The 19823-nt window shown below is 68.1% G+C and carries 19 protein-coding genes; 8 read left to right on the plus strand and 11 right to left on the minus strand.

Annotated elements, in window-relative coordinates; all coding sequences use genetic code 11:
* Window positions 1-119 precede the first annotated feature (119 nt).
* The 3 genes from ACWW1C_RS26435 to ACWW1C_RS26445 are packed head-to-tail and all read left to right on the plus strand — an operon-like array spanning window position 120 to window position 2940.
* Window positions 120-1043, plus strand: a complete 924-nt coding sequence (locus ACWW1C_RS26435) for an alpha/beta fold hydrolase (RefSeq protein WP_455981013.1) — start codon at window positions 120-122, stop codon at window positions 1041-1043.
* Window positions 1040-2224 carry an LLM class flavin-dependent oxidoreductase gene (locus ACWW1C_RS26440; RefSeq protein ID WP_455981014.1) on the plus strand — a complete coding sequence of 395 codons (1185 nt, stop codon included), beginning with the start codon at window positions 1040-1042 and terminating at the stop codon, window positions 2222-2224. Before ACWW1C_RS26435 ends, ACWW1C_RS26440 begins: the two co-directional genes overlap by 4 nt.
* Before the next feature lie 5 nt (window positions 2225-2229).
* Window positions 2230-2940 (plus strand): SIMPL domain-containing protein, encoded by a 711-nt coding sequence (locus ACWW1C_RS26445; RefSeq protein WP_455981015.1) that lies wholly within the window; start codon window positions 2230-2232, stop codon window positions 2938-2940.
* Here the strand turns inward: ACWW1C_RS26445 and ACWW1C_RS26450 are convergent.
* From ACWW1C_RS26450 to dacB, 8 genes are read right to left on the minus strand one after another with little or no spacing between them, the layout of a single operon-like run.
* Window positions 2937-3452 (minus strand): hypothetical protein, encoded by a 516-nt coding sequence (locus ACWW1C_RS26450; RefSeq protein WP_455981016.1) that lies wholly within the window; start codon window positions 3450-3452, stop codon window positions 2937-2939. The two genes, ACWW1C_RS26445 and ACWW1C_RS26450, sit on opposite strands and share 4 nt — an antisense overlap.
* A 38-nt stretch (window positions 3453-3490) precedes the next feature.
* Window positions 3491-5299: an alpha/beta hydrolase gene (locus ACWW1C_RS26455; RefSeq protein WP_455981017.1), complete on the minus strand. Its 1809-nt coding sequence runs from the start codon at window positions 5297-5299 to the stop codon at window positions 3491-3493.
* A 40-nt stretch (window positions 5300-5339) separates the two neighbouring features.
* Window positions 5340-5639: an ESX-1 secretion-associated protein gene (locus ACWW1C_RS26460; RefSeq protein ID WP_455981018.1), complete on the minus strand. Its 300-nt coding sequence runs from the start codon at window positions 5637-5639 to the stop codon at window positions 5340-5342.
* Between the two features lie 10 nt (window positions 5640-5649).
* On the minus strand, window positions 5650-7866 hold the full coding sequence (locus ACWW1C_RS26465) for a molybdopterin-dependent oxidoreductase (RefSeq protein ID WP_455981019.1): 2217 nt from the start codon (window positions 7864-7866) through the stop codon (window positions 5650-5652).
* Between the two features lie 19 nt (window positions 7867-7885).
* Entirely contained in the window at window positions 7886-8485 is a 600-nt protein-coding gene (gene hpt / locus ACWW1C_RS26470) for a hypoxanthine phosphoribosyltransferase (protein ID WP_455981020.1), read from the minus strand.
* A gap of 22 nt (window positions 8486-8507) precedes the next feature.
* Complete coding sequence (gene tilS, locus ACWW1C_RS26475; protein WP_455981021.1) at window positions 8508-9464, minus strand: tRNA lysidine(34) synthetase TilS; 957 nt, start codon at window positions 9462-9464, stop codon at window positions 8508-8510.
* Window positions 9443-10492: a zinc-dependent metalloprotease gene (locus tag ACWW1C_RS26480; protein WP_455981022.1), complete on the minus strand. Its 1050-nt coding sequence runs from the start codon at window positions 10490-10492 to the stop codon at window positions 9443-9445. Before ACWW1C_RS26480 ends, tilS begins: the two co-directional genes overlap by 22 nt.
* Entirely contained in the window at window positions 10489-11859 is a 1371-nt protein-coding gene (dacB, locus tag ACWW1C_RS26485; protein ID WP_455981023.1) for a D-alanyl-D-alanine carboxypeptidase/D-alanyl-D-alanine endopeptidase, read from the minus strand. Before dacB ends, ACWW1C_RS26480 begins: the two co-directional genes overlap by 4 nt.
* A gap of 89 nt (window positions 11860-11948) precedes the next feature.
* Between dacB and ACWW1C_RS26490 the strand changes: the two genes are divergently transcribed.
* Together ACWW1C_RS26490 and ACWW1C_RS26495 are read left to right on the plus strand one after the other, a co-directional pair.
* Window positions 11949-12437 carry an inorganic diphosphatase gene (locus tag ACWW1C_RS26490; RefSeq protein ID WP_073694452.1) on the plus strand — a complete coding sequence of 163 codons (489 nt, stop codon included), beginning with the start codon at window positions 11949-11951 and terminating at the stop codon, window positions 12435-12437.
* 66 nt (window positions 12438-12503) lie between these two features.
* Complete coding sequence (locus tag ACWW1C_RS26495) at window positions 12504-13910, plus strand: lipase maturation factor family protein (RefSeq protein WP_455981024.1); 1407 nt, start codon at window positions 12504-12506, stop codon at window positions 13908-13910.
* Here the strand turns inward: ACWW1C_RS26495 and ACWW1C_RS26500 are convergent.
* Window positions 13907-14461, minus strand: coding sequence for a TetR/AcrR family transcriptional regulator (locus ACWW1C_RS26500; protein ID WP_455984451.1), 555 nt, complete (start codon window positions 14459-14461; stop codon window positions 13907-13909). The genes ACWW1C_RS26495 and ACWW1C_RS26500 overlap by 4 nt on opposite strands.
* Window positions 14462-14566: 105 nt before the next feature.
* Between ACWW1C_RS26500 and ACWW1C_RS26505 the strand changes: the two genes are divergently transcribed.
* Genes ACWW1C_RS26505 through ACWW1C_RS26515 form a run of 3 tightly spaced genes read left to right on the plus strand, consistent with a single transcriptional unit; the run spans window position 14567 to window position 18035 of the window.
* Window positions 14567-15979, plus strand: a complete 1413-nt coding sequence (locus ACWW1C_RS26505; RefSeq protein WP_455981025.1) for an ABC1 kinase family protein — start codon at window positions 14567-14569, stop codon at window positions 15977-15979.
* Window positions 15976-17127 carry a cytochrome P450 gene (locus ACWW1C_RS26510; RefSeq protein ID WP_455981026.1) on the plus strand — a complete coding sequence of 384 codons (1152 nt, stop codon included), beginning with the start codon at window positions 15976-15978 and terminating at the stop codon, window positions 17125-17127. Before ACWW1C_RS26505 ends, ACWW1C_RS26510 begins: the two co-directional genes overlap by 4 nt.
* A complete protein-coding gene (locus ACWW1C_RS26515; RefSeq protein ID WP_455981027.1) occupies window positions 17127-18035 on the plus strand; it encodes an NAD-dependent epimerase/dehydratase family protein in 909 nt (302 codons plus the stop codon). Before ACWW1C_RS26510 ends, ACWW1C_RS26515 begins: the two co-directional genes overlap by 1 nt.
* Here ACWW1C_RS26515 and ACWW1C_RS26520 read toward each other — a convergent pair.
* Together ACWW1C_RS26520 and ACWW1C_RS26525 are read right to left on the minus strand one after the other, a co-directional pair.
* On the minus strand, window positions 18027-18413 hold the full coding sequence (locus tag ACWW1C_RS26520) for a thiol-disulfide oxidoreductase DCC family protein (RefSeq protein ID WP_455981028.1): 387 nt from the start codon (window positions 18411-18413) through the stop codon (window positions 18027-18029). The two genes, ACWW1C_RS26515 and ACWW1C_RS26520, sit on opposite strands and share 9 nt — an antisense overlap.
* A 57-nt stretch (window positions 18414-18470) precedes the next feature.
* Window positions 18471-19742: an HNH endonuclease gene (locus ACWW1C_RS26525; RefSeq protein ID WP_455981029.1), complete on the minus strand. Its 1272-nt coding sequence runs from the start codon at window positions 19740-19742 to the stop codon at window positions 18471-18473.
* Window positions 19743-19823 lie beyond the last annotated feature (81 nt).

Genomic DNA, 19823 nt, shown 5'->3' on the forward strand with positions numbered 1-19823 from the left:
CGGCCGGCGAATACTCGTCGGCCAGGTCCTTCCGATACACAGATGCGGGATAGTTCACAGGTTACCGCTATGCAAACGATCGGCAGTTCCCGGAGGGAAACCTGTGCTTTGGTGAAACGGTGATCACGTCCACCAAACGGTTAGTCGAGACCAATGGCGTACAGCTGCGGGTCACCGAAGCGGGCGACCGCGGCGCTCCCGTCGTCGTGCTGGCGCACGGCTTCCCCGAACTCGCGCACTCCTGGCGGCACCAGCTTCCCGCCCTCGCCGCGGCCGGCTACCACGTGCTGGCTCCCGACCAACGGGGCTACGCCGGCTCGTCGCGGCCGCCGGCGATCGAGGACTACGACATCGTCCACCTCGCCGGGGACCTCGCCGGACTGCTCGATGACGTCGGCGCCGAGAAGGCGGTGTTCGTCGGGCACGACTGGGGCTCGCCGGTGGTGTGCAACTTCGCGTTGCTGCACCCCGACCGGGTGTCGGCGGTCGCCGCGCTGAGTGTGCCGCCGGTGCCGCGGGCGTCGGCGCCGCCGACCGACATCTGGCGCCGGCGGGTCGGTGACAACTACTTCTACATGCTGTATTTCCAGGAACCGGGAGTGGCCGACGCGGCGCTGGGCCGCGATCCGCGCAGCTCGATGCGCCGGATGGTCGCCGAGGAAGGCTTCACCGCACCACCGGACTCGCTCGTCGACGCCCCGCTGCCCCCACTGCCGGCCTGGCTCACCGAAGATGAATTCGAGCCGTACGTAACAGCTTTCACCGAGAGCGGTTTCACCGGCCCACTGAACTGGTACCGCAACTTCGACCGCAACTGGCGGCTGACGGAGACGACTCCCGCCCCCACCATCACGGTGCCGACACTGTTCCTGGCCGGCACCGCCGACCCGGTGCTGAGCTTCACCCCACGCGACCGGGTCCGTGACGTCGTCACCGGCGACTACCGGGAGGTCATGATCGACGGGGCCGGGCACTGGTTGCAGCAGGAGCGCCCCGACGAGGTCAACGCGGTACTGATCGAATTCATCGAAGGAGTGAAATGACTAGTCGCCCACTGGATTTCGGGGCCTTCATCACACCTTTCCATCCGGTCGGGCAATCCCCCACCACCGCACTGGAATACGACCTGGAGCGCACCGTCCGACTGGACCAGCTGGGCTACGACGAGGTGTGGTTCGGCGAACACCATTCCGGCGGTTACGAATTGATCGCCTGTCCAGAGGTGTTCATCGCCACCGCCGCCGAGCGCACCAGGAACATCCGGTTCGGCACCGGCGTCGTGTCACTGCCCTACCACCACCCGTTGATGGTCGCCGACCGCTGGGTGCTGCTCGACCACCTGACCCGCGGCCGGGTCATGTTCGGGACTGGCCCGGGGGCGCTGCCGTCGGACGCCTACATGATGGGCATCGATCCGGTGAACCAGCGGCCGATGATGCGGCAGTCACTCGAAGCCATCCTGGCCCTGTTCCGCGCCGGCCCCGACGAGCGGATAACGCGGGAGACCGACTGGTTCACGCTGCGCGACGCCGCATTGCACATCCGGCCGTACACCTGGCCGTATCCCGAGATATCCACGGCGGCAATGGTTTCCCCGTCGGGTCCACGACTGGCCGGGCAGTTGGGCACGTCGCTGCTGTCGCTGTCGATGTCGGTGCCCGGCGGCTACGCCGCCCTCGAAACCACCTGGGACCTCGTGTGTGACCAGGCCACGAAGGCCGGGCGGCCCGAACCGGACCGGCGAGGTTGGCGGGTCCTGGGCGTCGTGCACCTGGCCGACACCCGCGAGCAGGCCATCGAGGACTGCACCTACGGCCTCGAGGACTTCTCGAACTACTTCGGCGCGGCCGGCTTCGTCCCACTGGGCAGCCGGACCGGCCCGGCCCCGACGTCGCGGCAGTTCGTCGAAGACTATGCGGCCAAAGGCAATTGCTGCATCGGCACACCCGCAGATGCCATCGGCTACATCCAGGACATGCTGGACCGCTCCGGCGGCTTCGGCACGTTCCTGATGCTCGGCCACGACTGGGCACCACCCGCGGCCACCATGCACTCGTACGAGTTGTTCGCCCGCGAGGTGATCCCGCATTTCAAGGGTCAGCTCACCGCGCCGCACGCCTCACACGAATGGGCCAAGGGCCTGCGCGACCAGCTGTTCGGCCGGGTCGGCGAGGCCGTCGGCAACGCGATCGCCGAGCACACCAAAGACGCGTCGGTACGCTGAAAACCATGCCATTTGCGACCCGCCGTACTGCCGCCCTGACCCTCGCCGGACTAGCGATCGCCACGGCGGTCGGCGTCGCCGGCTGCGGTTCCGACGACACCAAGCCGGAGAGCCGCCAGGTCACCGTCGTCGGCAACGGCAAGGTCCAGGGCACGCCGGACACCCTCAACGTCACCGCGTCCATCGAGGCGACCGCGCCCGACGTCACGGCCGCGATGAACCAGACCAGCAGCCGTCAGCAAGCGGTGATCGACGCGCTGGCCGGGGCCGGTATCGACAAGAAGGACATCGCCACCAAGCAGGTGGAGCTGCAGCCCGACTACCGCGACGCCGTCATCACCGGATACCGGGCCAGCAACACCATCGACATCAAGGTCCGCAAGCTCGATACCGCGTCGCAGGTGCTGGCGAAGATCGTCAACGCGGGCGGCAATGCCACGCGGATCAGCAACGTCGCCTACTCGATCGACGACGACTCGCAGCTGGTGAAGGATGCCCGCACGCACGCCTTCGACGACGCCAAGGACCGCGCTCAGCAGTACGCGCAGCTGTCCGGGCTGAGCCTGGGCAAGGTGGTCTCGATCTCCGAGGCCACCGGCGGCACCACGCCGACGCCCATGCCGGCCCCGCGGATGGCCATGGCCGAAGCCGTCCCGCTGTCCCCCGGTCAGCAGACCGTGAGCTTCTCGGTGACGGTGATCTGGGAGCTCGGCTAGCGCGCCAGTTCGGCCTTGATGTCCGTGGCCGTGAACGCCGTCCGGTCGGTCCGGTGGTCGAACGTATCCCGGCACTCGCTGTACACGTCGACGCTCAGGTGCGAAGTGCGCGACTCGTCGGGTCGGAGCGGCGGTATCACCCACACCTTGACCTTCAGCCCGTCACGCTTGAACGCCATCGCATGGGTGTGAAAGTTCGGGTCGACGTCCCAGCCGCGTTGCCGCAACCGCGTCACCACCGACTCGGCCGTCACCTCACGGGTCCGATCCGCCCCGGGCATCCACAACCCGAAACTGGCATGGCCCTGGAACGGCGGCGTCCCGTTGACACCGCAGGAGTCGTAACCGAATTGCGCGTCGGTCACCTCTCCGCCGAGATCGGACACCAACTGCTTGGACACGTCGACGACCTGCCGACGGGTCTCCTCAGGAGAAAGCGGATTCACCACGACGTCAGAACACCCCACCAAGGTCAGCAGCGCTGCCAGCAGCGCGGCGTAGCGGATTCTCAAAGTTGGTCGCCCCCGTCATCTGATCGTCGATCCCCGGCCTAATGGTGGTGCTCGTTGTTCGACGGATGCACCAGCTCCGGATCGATCACCACCGGCGGCGGCATCCCGGGCACCGGGAAGGGCAGACTCGGCGTCTTCACCCGGTGATCAGCGGTCATCCCGTGCTGCTGCAGCTGGTCACCGTGACCGGACACGATGTCGGCGATGCTGAACAACGACTCCGACCCGTCCACGAAGTACGAGGTGTGCTCATCGAGCGGGTTGAGACCGATCTTGGCCACCTCGGCGTGAAACCGCGTCGAGCCGTAGCCGTCCATCGAGGGGTCGGCGCCGAGGCCGACACCCGGAATGTTCATGTGCTCACGGCCCAGGCCGGTGACGAAGTCGGTCGACGCCGAACCCACGAACAGGTGACCGTCCGGCGGTAGGTGGAAGTCGGCAGCCGACTGCGCCAAATCCGTTCCAGGACAACCGACAAGGATGATGTCGTCGGCGCGCATCCCGTAACCGGCGGCAGCGTCGGCGACTGTCGTGGAGCCGTACGAATGACCGATCACGGTGGTGTGCGCGGGGTTGCCCTCATGAGTGACCGCGAGGCCGTTGACGTCAGGGGCCAGCAGCTGCGCGCCCGCACGTGCCATGAACGGCTCGCTGACCCCGATGGCGTTGGTGTCCAGGTCGAGATCGATGTCCGGCGCGTTGTAGCCCATCCACTGCACGACAGCGGTCGGGTTGTTCGGATCGGCCAGGTTCGCCTCGTTGAAGACGTTGACCCCGGTGCCGTCGGACAACGTGCCGGCCGCCACCGACGTCGTCAGGCCCGACACCATCACGGTGGTGTTCGCGGCCTTGTCGGGGTTGCCGATCGTGATCGCGGCGGCACCCTCGCCGTCGAACGCCTCCGGGTCGTACTTCATCAGCAGAATCTCAGGCGGTTTCGTGCGGTCCCTGGGGTTCTTGGCGTCCTTGGCGTCCTTGTCCATGGCGTCTCGCACCTTGACGGCGTTGTTGTACCGGGTCATCATCTGCCCGGCCATGCCGTACTTCTCCGGGTGTGCCAGTACCTCCTCTTTGGTCACCCCGTGTGCGGCCGCCACCTCGGCAGGGCGATCGAGGTCCCGCTGCAGGATGGTCTTGTTGGCGGCGCTGCGGTCGGCGACCGGAATCCCGTTGAGGTTGCCCAACTTGTCCGGCCAGTGCTGCAGGTAGTAGTCCTTCTTGTCCTGCGGCAGCGACTGCCACCACTTGTCGACCTCCTCCGCGCTCTTGCCCTCGGGAATCTCGGCACCGGTGTCATAGGGCGGGGCCTGCGGCAGATCACCGATCCCCGATTTCCGGGGCGCGCCGTCGAGGCCCGCGACCGCGCTGCGCAGGTTCTGGTCGAGTTCCCGGTCGGTGGTGTCGAACTCCGCCAACCGCATCTTGAGGCCCACGGAATTGGCCGCGGCCAGTTGCAGTATCTGGATCGCAGCCACCGGGCTCGTCCGGGCGAACTGGTCCAACGGACCGCCGGGCTTCACCGACACCGTGCCGTCGGGCGAAACCTGCCAGCCCTGGCTCTGCAACTGATCGACGGCGCCGATGAGGCCGGCCCGGGTCTGGCCGAGTCGGCCACCACCGTCGCGTAGCACCGGTTGCGCCCGCGTCAAGGCATCGTGAATCTGCTGCATCCGCGCCAGCGTGGGTTCGGCTTTCGCGACCGCGGCATCCGACGCGGTGCCGTGCCACTGCGTCCGCAACCCGGTGATCGTTGCGCGCTGGGTGTCCATCTGCGACGCCAACCCCGAAGCCTTCTGGCCCAGTTCGCCGGCCGCTTCGGTCAGCGCCTCAGGTCGAGAGGCTTTCACCTGGGGAATGGTCACCGGCATGACGCGGGACTCATTTCCGTCATCGGACGAGCCTGCGGATGCGGTCACCTGATTTCGCATCGGACTGTTCGTACAGATCCGCGGCACGCGCCAGCTTCTCCGAATGCGAGTTCAGCTCTTCGCCGACGGTCGCCAGTGCGCTGTCCACGACCGCCCCGACGAACTGGCACGCGCCCGCACTGGCCATGCCGGACATCCCGGCACCCGCGCCGGACATCGATGCCCCCACATCCAGGCCCGAGACCGCCGCACCGACATCGGTCTGCGCCCGTGCCGCGTCCCGCAGCGCAGCCGGCTCAACCCGCAACGTTCCCCCCATGACGGCCACTCTAGCCAGCAGCCGAAATCTCCACGGGAATCCCGTTGAGCACCGCGGTGCCCGACAATCGGTCCAGGTGGGAGCCGTCGTTGAGCTGGTTGACGTTGACGCCCGGATGGCTGCTCGCGAGCTGCTGACCGGTGCCTCCCCGGTTGTGGCCCCAGCCGTGCGGCAGCGACACCACGCCGCGCCGCATCACGTCCGTCACCTCGATCGGCGCCAGCAGTTCGCCGCCCGGGCCCTTGATGATCGCGATGTCGGTGAGGCCCAGGTCGGCCGCATCGTCCGGGTGGATCTGCAGGGTGCACCGGTTGGACCCGCCAGACAGCGCGGGCAGGTTGTGCATCCAGCTGTTGTTGGAGCGCAGGTGACGCCGGCCGATGAGCAAGAAGCCGCCGGCCGAGCGGCTCAGCGCCTCGCGTAGCCGCGCCACGTCGGCGACGATCGGTTCCGGCGCGAGTTCGATTCGCCCGCTTGGGGTTCGGAGCACCTCGGGGATCCTCGGCCGCATCGCGCCCAGATCGATACCGTGCGGATTGGCCTTCAGCTTCTCGAGTGTGAGGCCGTCCGGCTTGGTACCGAACGCGTCACCGTAGGGCCCGAGCCGCAGCATCATGTCGAGCCGGCGCTCATAACCGGGGCCCATGGGGAGCATGGCCGTCAGTTCGTCGACATCGCGTCCGGCGACCGGTGAATCCGGATCTTGCGTTTCCTTGGCCAACGTCATCGCGATCACCTGCGCATCGACCAGCGCGGGATCTGCTTGTGCCCCGAGGCCGGACAGGATCAAGGCAACCCGCGACAGAATCTCCGCCTCGCCCGGCCGGTCGTCGAGCGGCAGCACCGGCGGTGAGTAGCGCACGTTGTTGCGCACCGCGAGGTTGTTCAGCAGGACGTCGAAGTGCGGGCTCTGCGAGGGCGGAGGCGGCGGCAGGATGACGTCGGCGTGCCGCGTGGTCTCGTTGAGATAGGGGTCGATGGACAGCATGAATTCGACACTGTCCAACGCCTTGTCGAGCCGGTCGCCGTCCGGCGCGGACAACACGGGATTTCCGGCGATGGTGATCATCGCCTTGATCTGCCCGTCGCCCGCGGTGTCGATCTCCTCGGCGAGCGCGGCGGCCGGCAGTTCGGACATCACTTCCGGGTAGCCCGAGACTCGGCTGGCCCACCGGCCCGTCCGGAACCCACGTCCAGGCTTTGCCGGCCGCGGCGCCGGGACTGCCGCACCGAGCGGGAACATCACCCCGCCGGGCCGGTCCAGGTTTCCGGTGAGGACGTTGATCACGTCGACCAGCCAGCTGCCGATGGTGCCGAATTCGACTGTGGAGGTACCGATCCGGCCGTACACGGCCGCCGTCGGTGCCGCTGCGAGTTCGCGCGCCAGTTCACGGATTTCGTCGGCCCCGACCCCGCAGGCCTGCTCGACGGCTTCCGGTGCGAAGTCGGTGGCCAGGGCCCGGACCTGATCGACCCCGGTGACGTGCTCGGCGTTCCCGGCAAGATCGACCAGACCTTCGTCGAACAGCACGTGCACGACGGCGAGCAGCAGCGCCGCGTCGGTCCCGGGGCGCGGCGCCAGGTGCCGGTCGGCGAGCTTCGCGGTCTGGGTGCGGGCCGGATCGATCACGACGAGCTTGCCGCCGCGCTTCTTCAGCGCCCGCAACTTGCCCGGGAAGTCGGCGGCCGTGGTCACGCTGCCGTTGGACACCAGCGGATTCGCGCCGATGATCACGAGATGGTCGGTGCGGTCGAGGTCGGGGACGGTGAACGCACCTGGACTGCCGAACATCAGGCCCAGCGCAACGTGTTTGGGCATCTGGTCGAGGGTGCTGGCGCTGAACACCTGGCGGGTGCCCAGGCCTTTGAGGATCAGCGGTGCGTACAGCGCGCCCGCGATCGTGTGCGCATTCGGATTGCCGAGATACACCCCGACGGAAGCGCCGCCGTGTGCGGCGATCACCGCACCCAGCCGGTCGGCGACGACGGCGTAGGCCTCGTCCCAGGTGGCCTGGGTCAGGACGCCGTCGCGGCGCACGAGCGGGCGCGCGAGCCGGTCGGGGTCGTTGTCGAGTTCACCGAAGCTGGCGCCCTTGGGGCAGATGAATCCCGCGCTGAAGACGTCATCGTGGTCACCACGCGCGGCCGTGACGCGGCCGTCGTCGATGGTGAGGGTCAGGCCGCACGTGGCTTCACAGAAGGGGCAGATCCGGAGGGCGGTATCCATGCCCGCGATTCTGCTCCGGCTAGCGCTGTTCGTACACCTTCGGATCGAGCGTGCCGATGTACGGCAGGTCGCGGTAGCGCTCGTCGTAGTCCAGGCCGTAGCCGACGACGAACTCGTCGGGAATGTCGAACCCGATGTGCGCGACGTCGATGTCGGCGCGCATGGCGTCGGGCTTGCGCAGCAGCGTGCACACCCGCAGCGAGCGCGGGCCCCGGGTCGCCAGGTTGCGCAGCAGCCACGACAGGGTCAGGCCGGAGTCGATGATGTCTTCCACGATCAGCACGTCGCGGTCGCTGATGTCGCGGTCGAGGTCCTTGAGGATGCGCACGACGCCGGACGACGAGGTCGACGACCCGTACGAGCTGACGGCCATGAACTCCAGCTGGGTCGGCAGCGGAATCGCGCGGGCCAGGTCGGTGACGAACATGACCGCACCCTTGAGCACGGTGATCAGCAGCAGATCCTGGTCGCCGGAGTCGGCACGGTAGTCCTCGGCGATGAGCGCGGCCATCTCGGCGATGCGCGCCTGCACCTGCTCCTGAGAAAGGAGAACCGACTTGATGTCACCCGGATACAGCTCCACGGCAACAGCGTGCCACGTCGCCCCACCGAGTACCAAGACCGTCCCGCTCGGTGGTCGCTCACACGGGTCGGGCGGCCACCGTGAGCACGCCGGCGCGGCGGGTGACCACCAATCGCTGATAGCGCAGCGGCGAGCTGACCGCGGTGCCGCCCTGCCCACGCCAGTCCCCGACCAGCGCGTCGACGGCACGCAGCTGGACATCGGTGAGCGCCGTGGCGCCGACGCCCAACAGCCAGCCACGGATCACCCGGCGCCGCAGCGCCGCGGGGAGATCCTCGAGTCCGGTGACGGTCAGGCCCTCGTCGGTCCACAGGGCGGCCAGGTGCCCGGCAGCCAGGGCGTCGAGAGCGTCGTTGTCTTCCCGTAGCGCCGCGGCGGTCCGGGCCAGTGCCGGCGCGACCCCACCGGCCAGTACGTCCTCGAGCAGCGGCAACACCTCGGCGCGCAGCCGGACCCGGGTGTAGCGCGGGTCCGTGTTGTGCGGGTCCTGCCACGGCGTGAGCCCCAGCTCGGCGCAGACGGCTTCGGTGTCGGCACGTCGCACCTCCAGCAACGGCCGTCCCCACGGCGGGTCCCAAACTCTCATGCCGGCAATGGATCTCGGGCCCGAACCCCGGCCCAGCCCGAGCAGCACCGTCTCGGCCTGATCGTCGAGGGTGTGCGCGAGCAGCACCGGCGCGCCGTCGCGGGCAGCGCCCAGTGCGTCGAACCGCGCGGTGCGGGCCGCGGCTTCCGGACCACCGTCGGTACCGACGCTGACGCGGATCACTTGCGCGGCAACACAACCCAGCTGCCTGGCTTGTGCTGCCGCATTGGCTGCCACGTCGGCCGATCCGGTTTGCAGGCCATGGTCGACGATCAACGCGGTGGTCGGTCTGAGCGCGGCGGCGACCGCGGTCAGCGCCAGCGAGTCGGCGCCGCCGGAGAGTCCGACGCACCACCGGTCGGCCGGATGCCGACGCGCGAAGCCGGTGACGGCCGCGCGCAGGGCCGTCAGAGCACTCGATCGATCCATCGCCGCGGCTCGTCGATTTCGGTTGGCAGCGGCAGGGTTTCGGCGTCCGTCCAGATCGCGTTGAATCGCTTCATCCCGACGGTCGACACCACCTCGTCGACGAACTTCTTGCCGCGGGTGTACTGGGCGATCTTGGCGTCGACCCCCAGCAGGGCGCGGACAATCCGTTGCAGCGGCGACTGTTTGCGGTGCCTGCGCTCGTCGAACCGGCTGCGGATGGTGGCCACCGACGGCACCACCGCCGGGCCGACGGCGTCCATCACGTGGTCGGCGTGCCCTTCCAACAGCGTTCCCAGCACCAGCAACTGATCGAGCGCACGCTGCTGCTCCTCGGACTGCATGATGCGCATGACACCTAGGATGCCTTGCGAATTCGGGTCGGACTCGCCGGTCCGCTGAGCCCGGACGTACTCGGCCAGCCGGCCGGCGATGTCACCGGCGTCCAGACCCGAGTCGTCGGTCAGCACGGCCAGCGCCTGCGACATGTGCTCGGTGAGCCAGGGGTTCGCGCGGAACTGCACGCGGTGCGTCACCTCGTGCAGGCACACCCAGAGCCGGAAGTCAGCGGGGTCGACCTTCAATTGCCGTTCAGCGGCAAGCACATTCGGGGCGACCAGCAACAACTCCCCACCGTTCGCGGCAAACGGGTCGTACTGCCCGAGAATCCCCGACGACACGAACGCCAGCACCGCGCCCGTCTGCGCGCCGGTGACGCGGCCGGCCAGCTTCGCGGCGATGCCTGTGGCACTTGAGGTTTCACCGCCAGTCATCACCCGCATGGACTCGGTGGCGGCGCGCACCCAGTCCTGCCTGTCGACCACACGCGCTTCGGGCACCTCGGCGCCCTCGTTGAGCAGCGTCACCTCCCGCACCGGAAGCTCGGCCCGCCGGGCCGACTCGGCGAGCTGCTCGCGTACCTGGTTACGGGTGTAATCGGTGGTCGCCGGTTCAGGGCGGGTCAGCTTGGCCCCGACCGTGGCGGCGAAGCCCCAGTCGACGGCGCGGCCGACGGTCGGTGTCCGGCTCACGTGCCGCACCCGCAGGACCGGAACGCCGCGGCGAGGGCGTCCAGCGCGGTGCGTCCCTCCGGACCGGCGTTGTTCGAGATGAGCGCGAAGGTCAGGACCCGTCCGCTCTGGTCGGTGACGATGCCCGCCAGCGCGTTGGTACCGGTGAGCGACCCGGTCTTGGCCCGCAGGTATCCCGCCGACGAGGTGTCGGCGTAGCGGTTCCACAACGTGCCGCTGCCGCCGGCGATCGGCAGGACGTCGAGCAGCGGGCGCAAGCGGAGTTCGGTGTTGCCCGCGGCGGCGTTGACGACGTCGTCGAGGACCGTCGCGGTGAGCCGGTCGTTGACCGACAGGCCGCTGGCGTCGAACAACGTCGCACCCGAAGTCGTCAGTCCCGCTTTCGACAACTGACCGAGGACGGCGCGGACGCCGCCGTCGAAACTCTGCGGCTGGTTCACCGCGGCGGCGACCTCACGGCCGATCGACTCGGCCATCACGTTGTCCGAGGCGCCCATCATCTCGCGCAGGCGCTCGATCAGCGGCGGGGACTGCACCGCCGCGAGCTGCTGACCACCGGCGGGGGTAGGGCGGACGGTCACGTTGTCGGGGTCGACGCGCAGGGCCGCGGCCAGCGCACGACCGGCATCCAGGGCCGGAGTCGTGGAGCGCTTGGACTCGACCGTGGTGGGCTGTACCCGACCGGCGTCGACCATGACCGACTGGATCGGCGCCCAATCGCCGCCCTCGATGTCGGCGACGTCCCAGCCCGGTGCCATCGTCGGACCGGAGTAGAGGCTGGTGTCGACCTGAATGGCCCGGGCCGTGACCCCGGCCTTGCGGACCTGGTCGGCCAGGTCGGAAATCCGGGCCGCGTCGCCGTACCAGGTGTCGGTGCCTGGCGGCGCTGCCGACAGCGTCGGGTCGCCACCGCCCTTGAGCACTACGACGCCCGGGGTGTCGCCGGACACGACGGTGGTGGTGAGCCGGGCGTTGCGATCGAGCGTGAGCAATGCCGCGGCCGCCGTCAGCGTCTTGTTCGTGGAAGCCGGCTGCAGCGGGATGTTCGCGCCTTGCGCCCACAGCTGGGTGCCGGTGAGGGCATCGGTGACCCGACCGCCCAGCATGCCGAGATTCGGGTTGGCGGCCAGCGGCGCCAGCACGGCCGCCAGCTGCGCGGGCACCACTTGCGCGGCGGCGTCGGAGACCGGCTGCACCCCGGGCCGGGCCGAGACGAGCGCGGGTTGCGGCTTCACGGCCGATCCCGCCGCCGGGACTGCCTCGTGCCGCGTCAGCACCGCGGCCGCCGCCACCAGCGCGGCAACCAGCACGAGAACTGCCACACCGATCACCAAGTGGGTTGATCGGCGCCACCGGGTGGGCCGCATGTTGCTCCTGAACTCGTACGGGTCACTCAGCAGGGTATCGCTCGTCTAAGGTGTAGCCGGTTATCAGCACAGAGCTAAGGAGTCTCCCGGTGGAGCACGAAGTCGTCATCGAGATCCCCAAGGGTTCGCGCAACAAGTACGAAGTGGACCACGAGACCGGACGGGTGAAGCTCGACCGCTACCTGTTCACCCCCATGGGCTACCCCACCGACTACGGGTTCTTCGAGAACACCCTCGGCGAGGACGGCGACCCGCTGGACGCGCTGGTGTTGCTGACCGAGTCGGTCTTCCCGGGCTGCATCGTCGACGCCCGCCCGGTCGCCATGTTCAAGATGACCGACGAGGCCGGCGGCGACGACAAGCTGCTGTGCGTGCCCGCCGGTGACCCGCGCTGGGACAACGTCCAGGACCTCAGCGACATCTCGCAGTTCGAGCTGGACGCCATCAAGCACTTCTTCGTGCACTACAAGGACCTGGAGCCGGGCAAGTTCGTCAAGGCTGCCGACTGGGTCGGCCGCAAAGAGGCCGAAGAAGAGCTGGCCCGCTCGATCGCCCGGTTCGAAGAACAAGAGCACTAGTCTTTCGCTTTCGCCGGTCCTGACCCGCCGTATCCTGGAGTCCAGCGGCGGGTCAGGACTTCGGCGATGGAATGGTTCACAGCACCCGAATACTGGTTCAGCCGGCTGGTGCTCGAACGCGGCATCGCCGGCGTCTATCTGATCGCGTTTCTCTGCGCCGCAAGGCAATTCCGGGCCTTGCTCGGCGAACACGGCATGTTGCCGATCCCGCGGTATCTGTCCGCGGTGTCCTTCCTGCACGCGCCCAGCATCTTCCATTGGCACTACTCCGACAGGTTCTTCGCCGCCGTCGCGTGGCTGGGTGCCGCGCTCAGTACGGCGTTGGTCACGGGCGTCGGTGATCTCGTGCCGCTGTGGGCGGCGATGCTCGGGTGGCTGCTGTTGTGGGTGCTGTACCTGTCGATCGTCAACGTCGGGCAGCGGTGGTACGCCTTCGGCTGGGAATCACTGCTGCTGGAGGCCGGCTTCCTCGCGGTGTTCCTGGGCAACGACTCCGTCGCGCCGCCGGTCCTGGTGATCTGGCTGGCCCGGTGGCTCGTCTTCCGTACCGAGTTCGGCGCGGGGCTGATCAAGCTTCGCGGTGACCGGTGCTGGCGCGATCTGACCTGCCTCTACTACCACCACGAGACCCAGCCGATGCCAGGTCCGCTGAGCTGGTTCTTCCATCATCTGCCCAAGCCGCTGCACCGGGTCGAGGTGGCGGGCAATCACGTCACGCAACTCGTGGTTCCGTTCGGGTTGTTCGCACCGCAGCCGGTGGCCACTGTTGCCGGTGCGATCGTGGTGGTCACTCAACTCTGGCTGGTGATCTCCGGCAACTACGCGTGGCTGAATTGGCTGACGATGGTGTTGGCGTTCAGCGCGATAGCCGGGCCGGTACCCACCTCGTCCACGCCGGCCCCTCCGCCGACCTGGTTCGTGGTGCTCGTCATCGCGTTCAGTGCTCTGGTCGTGGTGCTGAGCTACTGGCCGGTGCGAAATCTGCTCTCGTCGGAGCAGCGCATGAACGCATCGTTCGACCCGCTGCACCTGGTGAATACCTACGGCGCCTTCGGCTCGATCGGCCGCATCCGGCGCGAGGTGGTGATCGAGGGCACCGCCGAACCTGAGATCACCGACGAAACCGTCTGGCAGGAATACGAATTCAAGGGCAAACCCGGCGCCGTCGGCCGGCTGCCGCGCCAGTGGGCTCCCTACCATCTGCGTCTCGACTGGATGCTGTGGTTCGCCGCGATCTCGCCCACCTATGGGCGCCAGTGGTTCGTCGGGCTACTGGAACGCTTGCTGCAGAACGATCCGGCGACGCTGAAACTGCTGCGGCACAACCCATTTCCAGATTCGCCGCCGCGCTATGTCCGGGCCCGACTCTTCCAGTACCGCTACAGCACTTGGCGCGAGCTGCGGCAGGACCACGTGTGGTGGCACCGCGTGGCGGACGGCGAGTACTTCCCGCCGGTCGCTTTGCCCGACTAGCGCGCCGTCTCGATCCGGCCCGCCAGCATCGCGGTCCAGTCCGCGATGTACTCCTCATCCGGGGTATCGGCCTGCGGGGCAAGGAAGACGACGCGCGTCGCCTGCTTGCCCAGCAGCGCGTTGACCCCGACCACCGCGATCCGCCTGGCCTCCGCCGGATCGAGGCCGGGTGCGCAGCCCCCGATCCAGTCGGCCAGTTCGCTGTAGAGGCCGTCGACAAGCGCGGCGTACGCGGCGTTGATCCGCTCCGACTGGTCCGCCGGTGTGCGGGCCGCGACCTGAAGGAACTGGCTTTCCTGATCGAGCACGCTCAGCACGTACCTGCCGAGCAGCGTGAGTTCGGTCCGCAACTCCCCCTGGCCGGCGAACAGCGCGCTGATGTCGTGCATCGCGCGGCGCCGGTCCAGCTGCCGGTCGACCCCGGCCGCGAGCAGGGCCTCTTTGGTCTTGAAATGGTTGTAGAGGGCGCCGCAGCCAGGCACCAGGCCAGCCGCCTTCTCGATCTGAGTGATGCTGGTGGCCTTGTAGCCCTGCTCACTGAACAGCCGCATGGCCTCGGTGACCAGCCGTTCCTTGGTCGATGTCTGCACTCTTGACCGCCTATAAGAACTGTCATATGTTTCGTACTAGGTCACCATACAACGCTGGGAGGCGCAATGACCGGGAATGTGCCGCGCGGACGCATCCGCCGCACCATGCCGGTCGCCGGCTTCACCGCACGCGCCGCGGGTGGACGCATGGTCGCGGCCCTGCAGGAGAAGGCCGGCAATACCGGCGCCGTCGAACGTTTTCACGAGCGCACCGCCGAGCAGTACGCCGAACTCCTCGGCCACTCCAAGGGCGTGTTGATGAAGGCCGGCCAACTGGTGTCCATGGTCGACGCCAATGCCATTGGCGCCGGCGAACTCTCGCCGTACCAGCGGGCCCTGACGCGGCTGCAGGCCGACGCGCCGCCGATGGACTCGGCGCTGGCCCGACAGGTCGCCGAGGACGATCTGGGTCGCCCGATCTCCGCGGTCTTCGCGTCGTTCTCCGACGAACCGATGGCGGCGGCGTCCATCGGACAGGTCCACCGGGCCGTCCTGCACGACGGCCGCGATGTCGCGGTGAAGATTCAGTATCCCGGTGTGGCACAAGCCATTCGCGATGACCTGTCGAACACCGAGTTGCTGGCGACGATGTTCCGGTTCGCGGCCGGGGCGGCCAACACGCTCGGCGCCGTCCTCCCCGATGTCACACCCATCGCCGCAGAGATTTCCGAACGCATCTCCGAGGAGATCGACTACCGCCGCGAAGCCGCCCACATCACCGCGTTCCACGAGCTGTACCGCGATCATCCGTTCATCCGCGTACCCGAGGTCGTTCGAGAGGCATCGGGTGACCGTGTCCTCACCATGACGTACCTGGACGGATTGGACTGGGCCGCAGCGCAAGACGTCGATCAGAATCTGAAGGACACCTGGGGCGAGGTGATCACCCGGTTCATCGCCGGAGCGTACCGGCACGGCAATCTGTTCCACGCCGACCCGCACCCGGGCAACTACCGATTCGGCCTCGACGGCACGGTCGGATTCGTCGACTTCGGCTGCGTGAAGGTACTCAGCGAACGCCAACGGCACCTGATCGTGCAGATGCTCCGCTCCGCGGTGGACGGACAAAAGGACCGTCTGCGAGCCGGCATGGTCGAAAGCGGTTTCTTCACAGCAGATTCCGTACTCACCGCCGATGACGCCCACCGCTGGTATCAGCAGATCATCTACGAGTTGCTCGCCCCGCAACCGGTGACCTACACCGCAGAGACCTCACGGCGAGCCATCGCGTCATTGCTCGATGTCCGCGACGCCGACCACCTCATGCGGCACATCACGGTGCCCGCCGACTTCGTGTTCTTCTCCCGGCTGAACCTGTCGATGAACGCGATCTTCACGGCCCTGCACGCGACCTTCCACGCCCGCGCCGCGGTCGACGACATGGACGGCGTCGCGGAGCCGATCACCGAGTTGGGCCGCCGGCACGTGGCCTGGGTGCGCGGCCGCGGCTTACCGTTCGGAGTGGACGGCCGATCATGAGCACCGCTGACGTCACCGCCGCCCGGCTGCCGTGGGACGCAGCGGATCCCTACCCCTTCTACGAGGCCCGGCGGCGCGCCGGAGACGTCGTGTGGGACGAGGTGGCCCAAGGCTGGCTGGTTGTCGGCTATGACGCGGCCCGGCAGGTGCTCGGCGGGACCGGCTGGACCAGCGATCCGCTGGCCAGTCCGGTAGCGCGTGCATCGATGACCATGATGGCGCCCGAATTCGCCAAGGCCTCGATGCTTTTCACCGACGGCGCTGACCACGACCGGCTGCGCGGCGCGGTCCGGGACGCGTTCACCCGCAGCACAGTGTCGGGTTTGACCGAGGGCGTGGAGACGATTGCCGCCGAGGTCATCGCGCAAGCGCCTGCTGGTGAGTCGTTCGATTTCATGTCGAAGATCGCGCTGCCCCTGCCGATCGCGGTGGTCGGCGAGTGGCTCGATCTCGACCCGGCCCATGCGGCGTCACTGCGTGAACTGTCGCCGCCGATCATCCGGATGCTGGGCACCCTGGCCGATCCCGTCGAGGTCGCCGAAGGGTTCGGTGCCGCCGCCGCGCTGATGGCGGAGTTCCTGCCGCTCGCCGCCGACCGCCGGGCCCACCCCGGCGACGATCTGTTCAGCTTCATCGCGACCGATCCCGAATTGTCGCTCGACGACGTCGTGGTGACGGCCATCCTGATCGCGGTCGCCGGGCACGAGACCACCGCGAATCTCCTTGGCGCAGGGCTGATTCGGCTCGTGAACGAACGCGTCGGCACCGTTGACGGGGCCGTGATCACCGAGCTGCTGCGGCTCGACGGTCCGGTGCAGTCGACGGTACGCACCGCGACCGAGAACCACACGGTGGGCGGCGTCGACATCGCGGCCGGCGACAGTGTCGTCGTCGTCGTGGCGGCGGCCAACCGCGACCCGGCAGTGTTCGAGGAACCCGACCGCTTCCGATTGGGCCGTACCGGGCCCGCTCCCCTGGCCTTCGGGTACGGCGCGCACTACTGCCTGGGATCCGCCCTGGCTCAGCTGGAGCTCACCATCGCACTGCGGGAAGTCATTGCCCGCCGACCTGTTGTCGGCGGCGCTGTCACGTGGCGCGATACGCCGGCCATTCGCGGGCCGCAGACGCTGCCGGTGGTCTTCGGCTGATGCGGGTGTTCGTGACTGGCGGGACGGGCGCGATCGGCGTCCATGCCGTCCCAGCCCTGATCGCCGCCGGCCACTCCGTCACCGCGCTGGCCCGCGGCGACGCGAAGGCTGGTGCGCTCCGAAGCCAAGGCGCTGAGCCGGTTTCGGTGTCGCTGTTCGACCGCCGCGGACTGGCCGATGTGTTCGCCGGCCACGATGCGGTGGTGAATCTTGCGTCAGCGCTGCCGTCGACCACGGCGTTCATCCGCAAATCCGCCTGGGCGGAATGCGAGCGGGTGCGCACCGAAGGATCCGCGACCGTCGTCGACGCCGCCCTGGAGGCCGGTGTCCCGCGCCTGATTCAAGAATCCGTCTCGATGATCTACCGCGATGGAGGAAGCGACTGGATCGACGAAGACCACCCCGTCGACCACTACCCAATTTCCCGCGGCAACCATGCCGCCGAGGCCAGCGCGCGGAGGTTCGCCGCGACCGGTGGTAATGCGACCGCCCTGCGCTTCGGCGTCTTCTACGGTCCGCACGCTGCGCACAGTGAACAGATCCTCGATATGGCCAAGCGGCACATCGGATTTGTCCCCGGCCGGCCCGGCACCTACCTGTCGTCGATTCACGTCGCGGACGCGGCTGACGCCGTCGTCGCGGCACTCGCCGCACCGAGCGGCACGTACAACATCGTCGACGACGTACCTCTGACCAAGCGCGAATATGCCGAGGCCTGCGCCGCCGCGGTGGGCGTCACGCTGTGGGTGCGCGCACCCGGACGAATCGCCCTTGCCCTCGGAGACCGAACAACGTCCATGACACGGTCACTTCGCGTGAGCAACAAGCGCTTTCGTTATGCTTCGGGCTGGCGTCCCCAGTACCCCAGCCCCGCCGAGGGCTACCGTGCAATGGCGCAGCTACGGTGAAACACATTCCGACGGAGCGGATTCGCACCACGGTGTGACGCCGCGGAAGTGGTAGCGGTGGGTGGCCACCCAGCGATACACCCGCTCTTGGAGCGCACCGATTCCCGGAATGCCATAGACCCACAACGGCAACCGGGTCCCGAGCGCTGCCGACACCGCCGCGTTGGCCGCCTTGGCGCCACCCAGCACTTCCCCAGAGGAATCCAGCCACCACACCGATTCCATCAGGCGCTCGGGCGCCACGCCGAGTCGTTCGGCGGTGCCGGGCTTCTGCAGCGGTTCGGTGCGGAGACGGCCGGTTCGATTCATCCGCAGCAACTGGTTTCGTGCGCGGGTACACATCCCGCACTTGCCGTCGAAGAACAGCACACCGTCCATGACTTCATCATGCGCCGCCGAGCACCGTCGGAAACAGTGAGTCGCCACACACGTGGGTTAGGCCGCAGGGTGTATCCGCGCGATGTGGACATCGCGGGTGAAGATGCGCAAGCCCTCGGATGTCGGCGGCGCCGTTGAGGTGTAGACCGCTCCTGATGGTGTGGTCAGCGCGATCGTGTGCCGGCCGTACCGGTCATAACTCGCTGCCGCCTGCCAACCCGGTTCTTCCTTGACGTAATTGCAGTGCTCGCACAACCCATCCCCGTTGTGCGCACTCGTCGGCCCACCCTTGGCGTGCGGGGTGACGTGATCGATATGCCGAATCCGCGCATTGCAGAACGGGGTCCGACAAATCTGGTCCCGCAACCCGATGAACATCGCGAGCGCCTTCGGAAACGCCCGTGCCCTCGACTCCATCGCCACCAACTTGCTGGTGCCCGGCTGGGCGTACAGGCGCCGCAACGCCGCCCCCACTGTGTCGTCAGCCGCCGCGGCCAGCACCATGTCGCGAGCCAGCGCCGCCGGAATGGGCCCATAGCCATCCAACTGGGCGGGCGCCTCACCCCCGGTCAGCAGCGTCTCATCCGACATGACCAGGTTCAGCGTCACCGGCACCGGCGAGTCGACCGGATTGCGGCCCGTCACCCGCTCCACCACCACATCGGCCATCACCTGCGCACGAGTCCGCTCCGAACCCGCCGCCACCACCGACGCCGCCTCCCGCGACAGCGTCTGGCGCACCAACTGCCCCTGGGCCGCCGGCAGCCGCACCGTCACCGACATCATGCCGTCACCGGTCACCCGGAACCGCACGTGCCGCGTGGCGCGTGCCCGCGTCATCTTCTCCACCACGGTCTGCTGATCCAACTCATAAGCGATCCGCGCGGCCTCCGCCGACACCTCGGCGTTCCCCAACCCCGCCAACGGGGCCGGGTCTCCACACAACTCGACATCCAGCAGCTGCCGATCCAACACCGACAAGCACGCCGCTTCCTTGGTGATCAGCTCCGCACGGTGCTCCGACAGCACGCCCGACTCCAGAGCCGCCAGCGTGCACGGCATATCCGCCACCAGAACCCGGGCCATCGCCATCAACCGCTCACCCTTATGCGGAGATTCCTGCCGCGCCAAACCCACCTCGGACCCCAACGCCGCCCGCGACACCCGCGGACCACCCGCACGCGCCGCCGCCACCCGCTTCGCCTCCAACGCGGCCGCCAACCGCGCCTGCTCCGCCGCCGCAGCAGCCTTGACCTGTTCGAGCTCGGTCATGCGACCCAACAACGCCGGCTCGTCGACGGCGGGGTCAGTCGGGGAGACTTCGCACATATGTTCGAGCATACCGGATGCATGTGATGCACGCCAGACCCCAGATGAATGAATTTGCCCCGCTGTAACACGAGGAAATCT

Source organism: Mycobacterium sp. HM-7, from assembly GCF_053852335.1.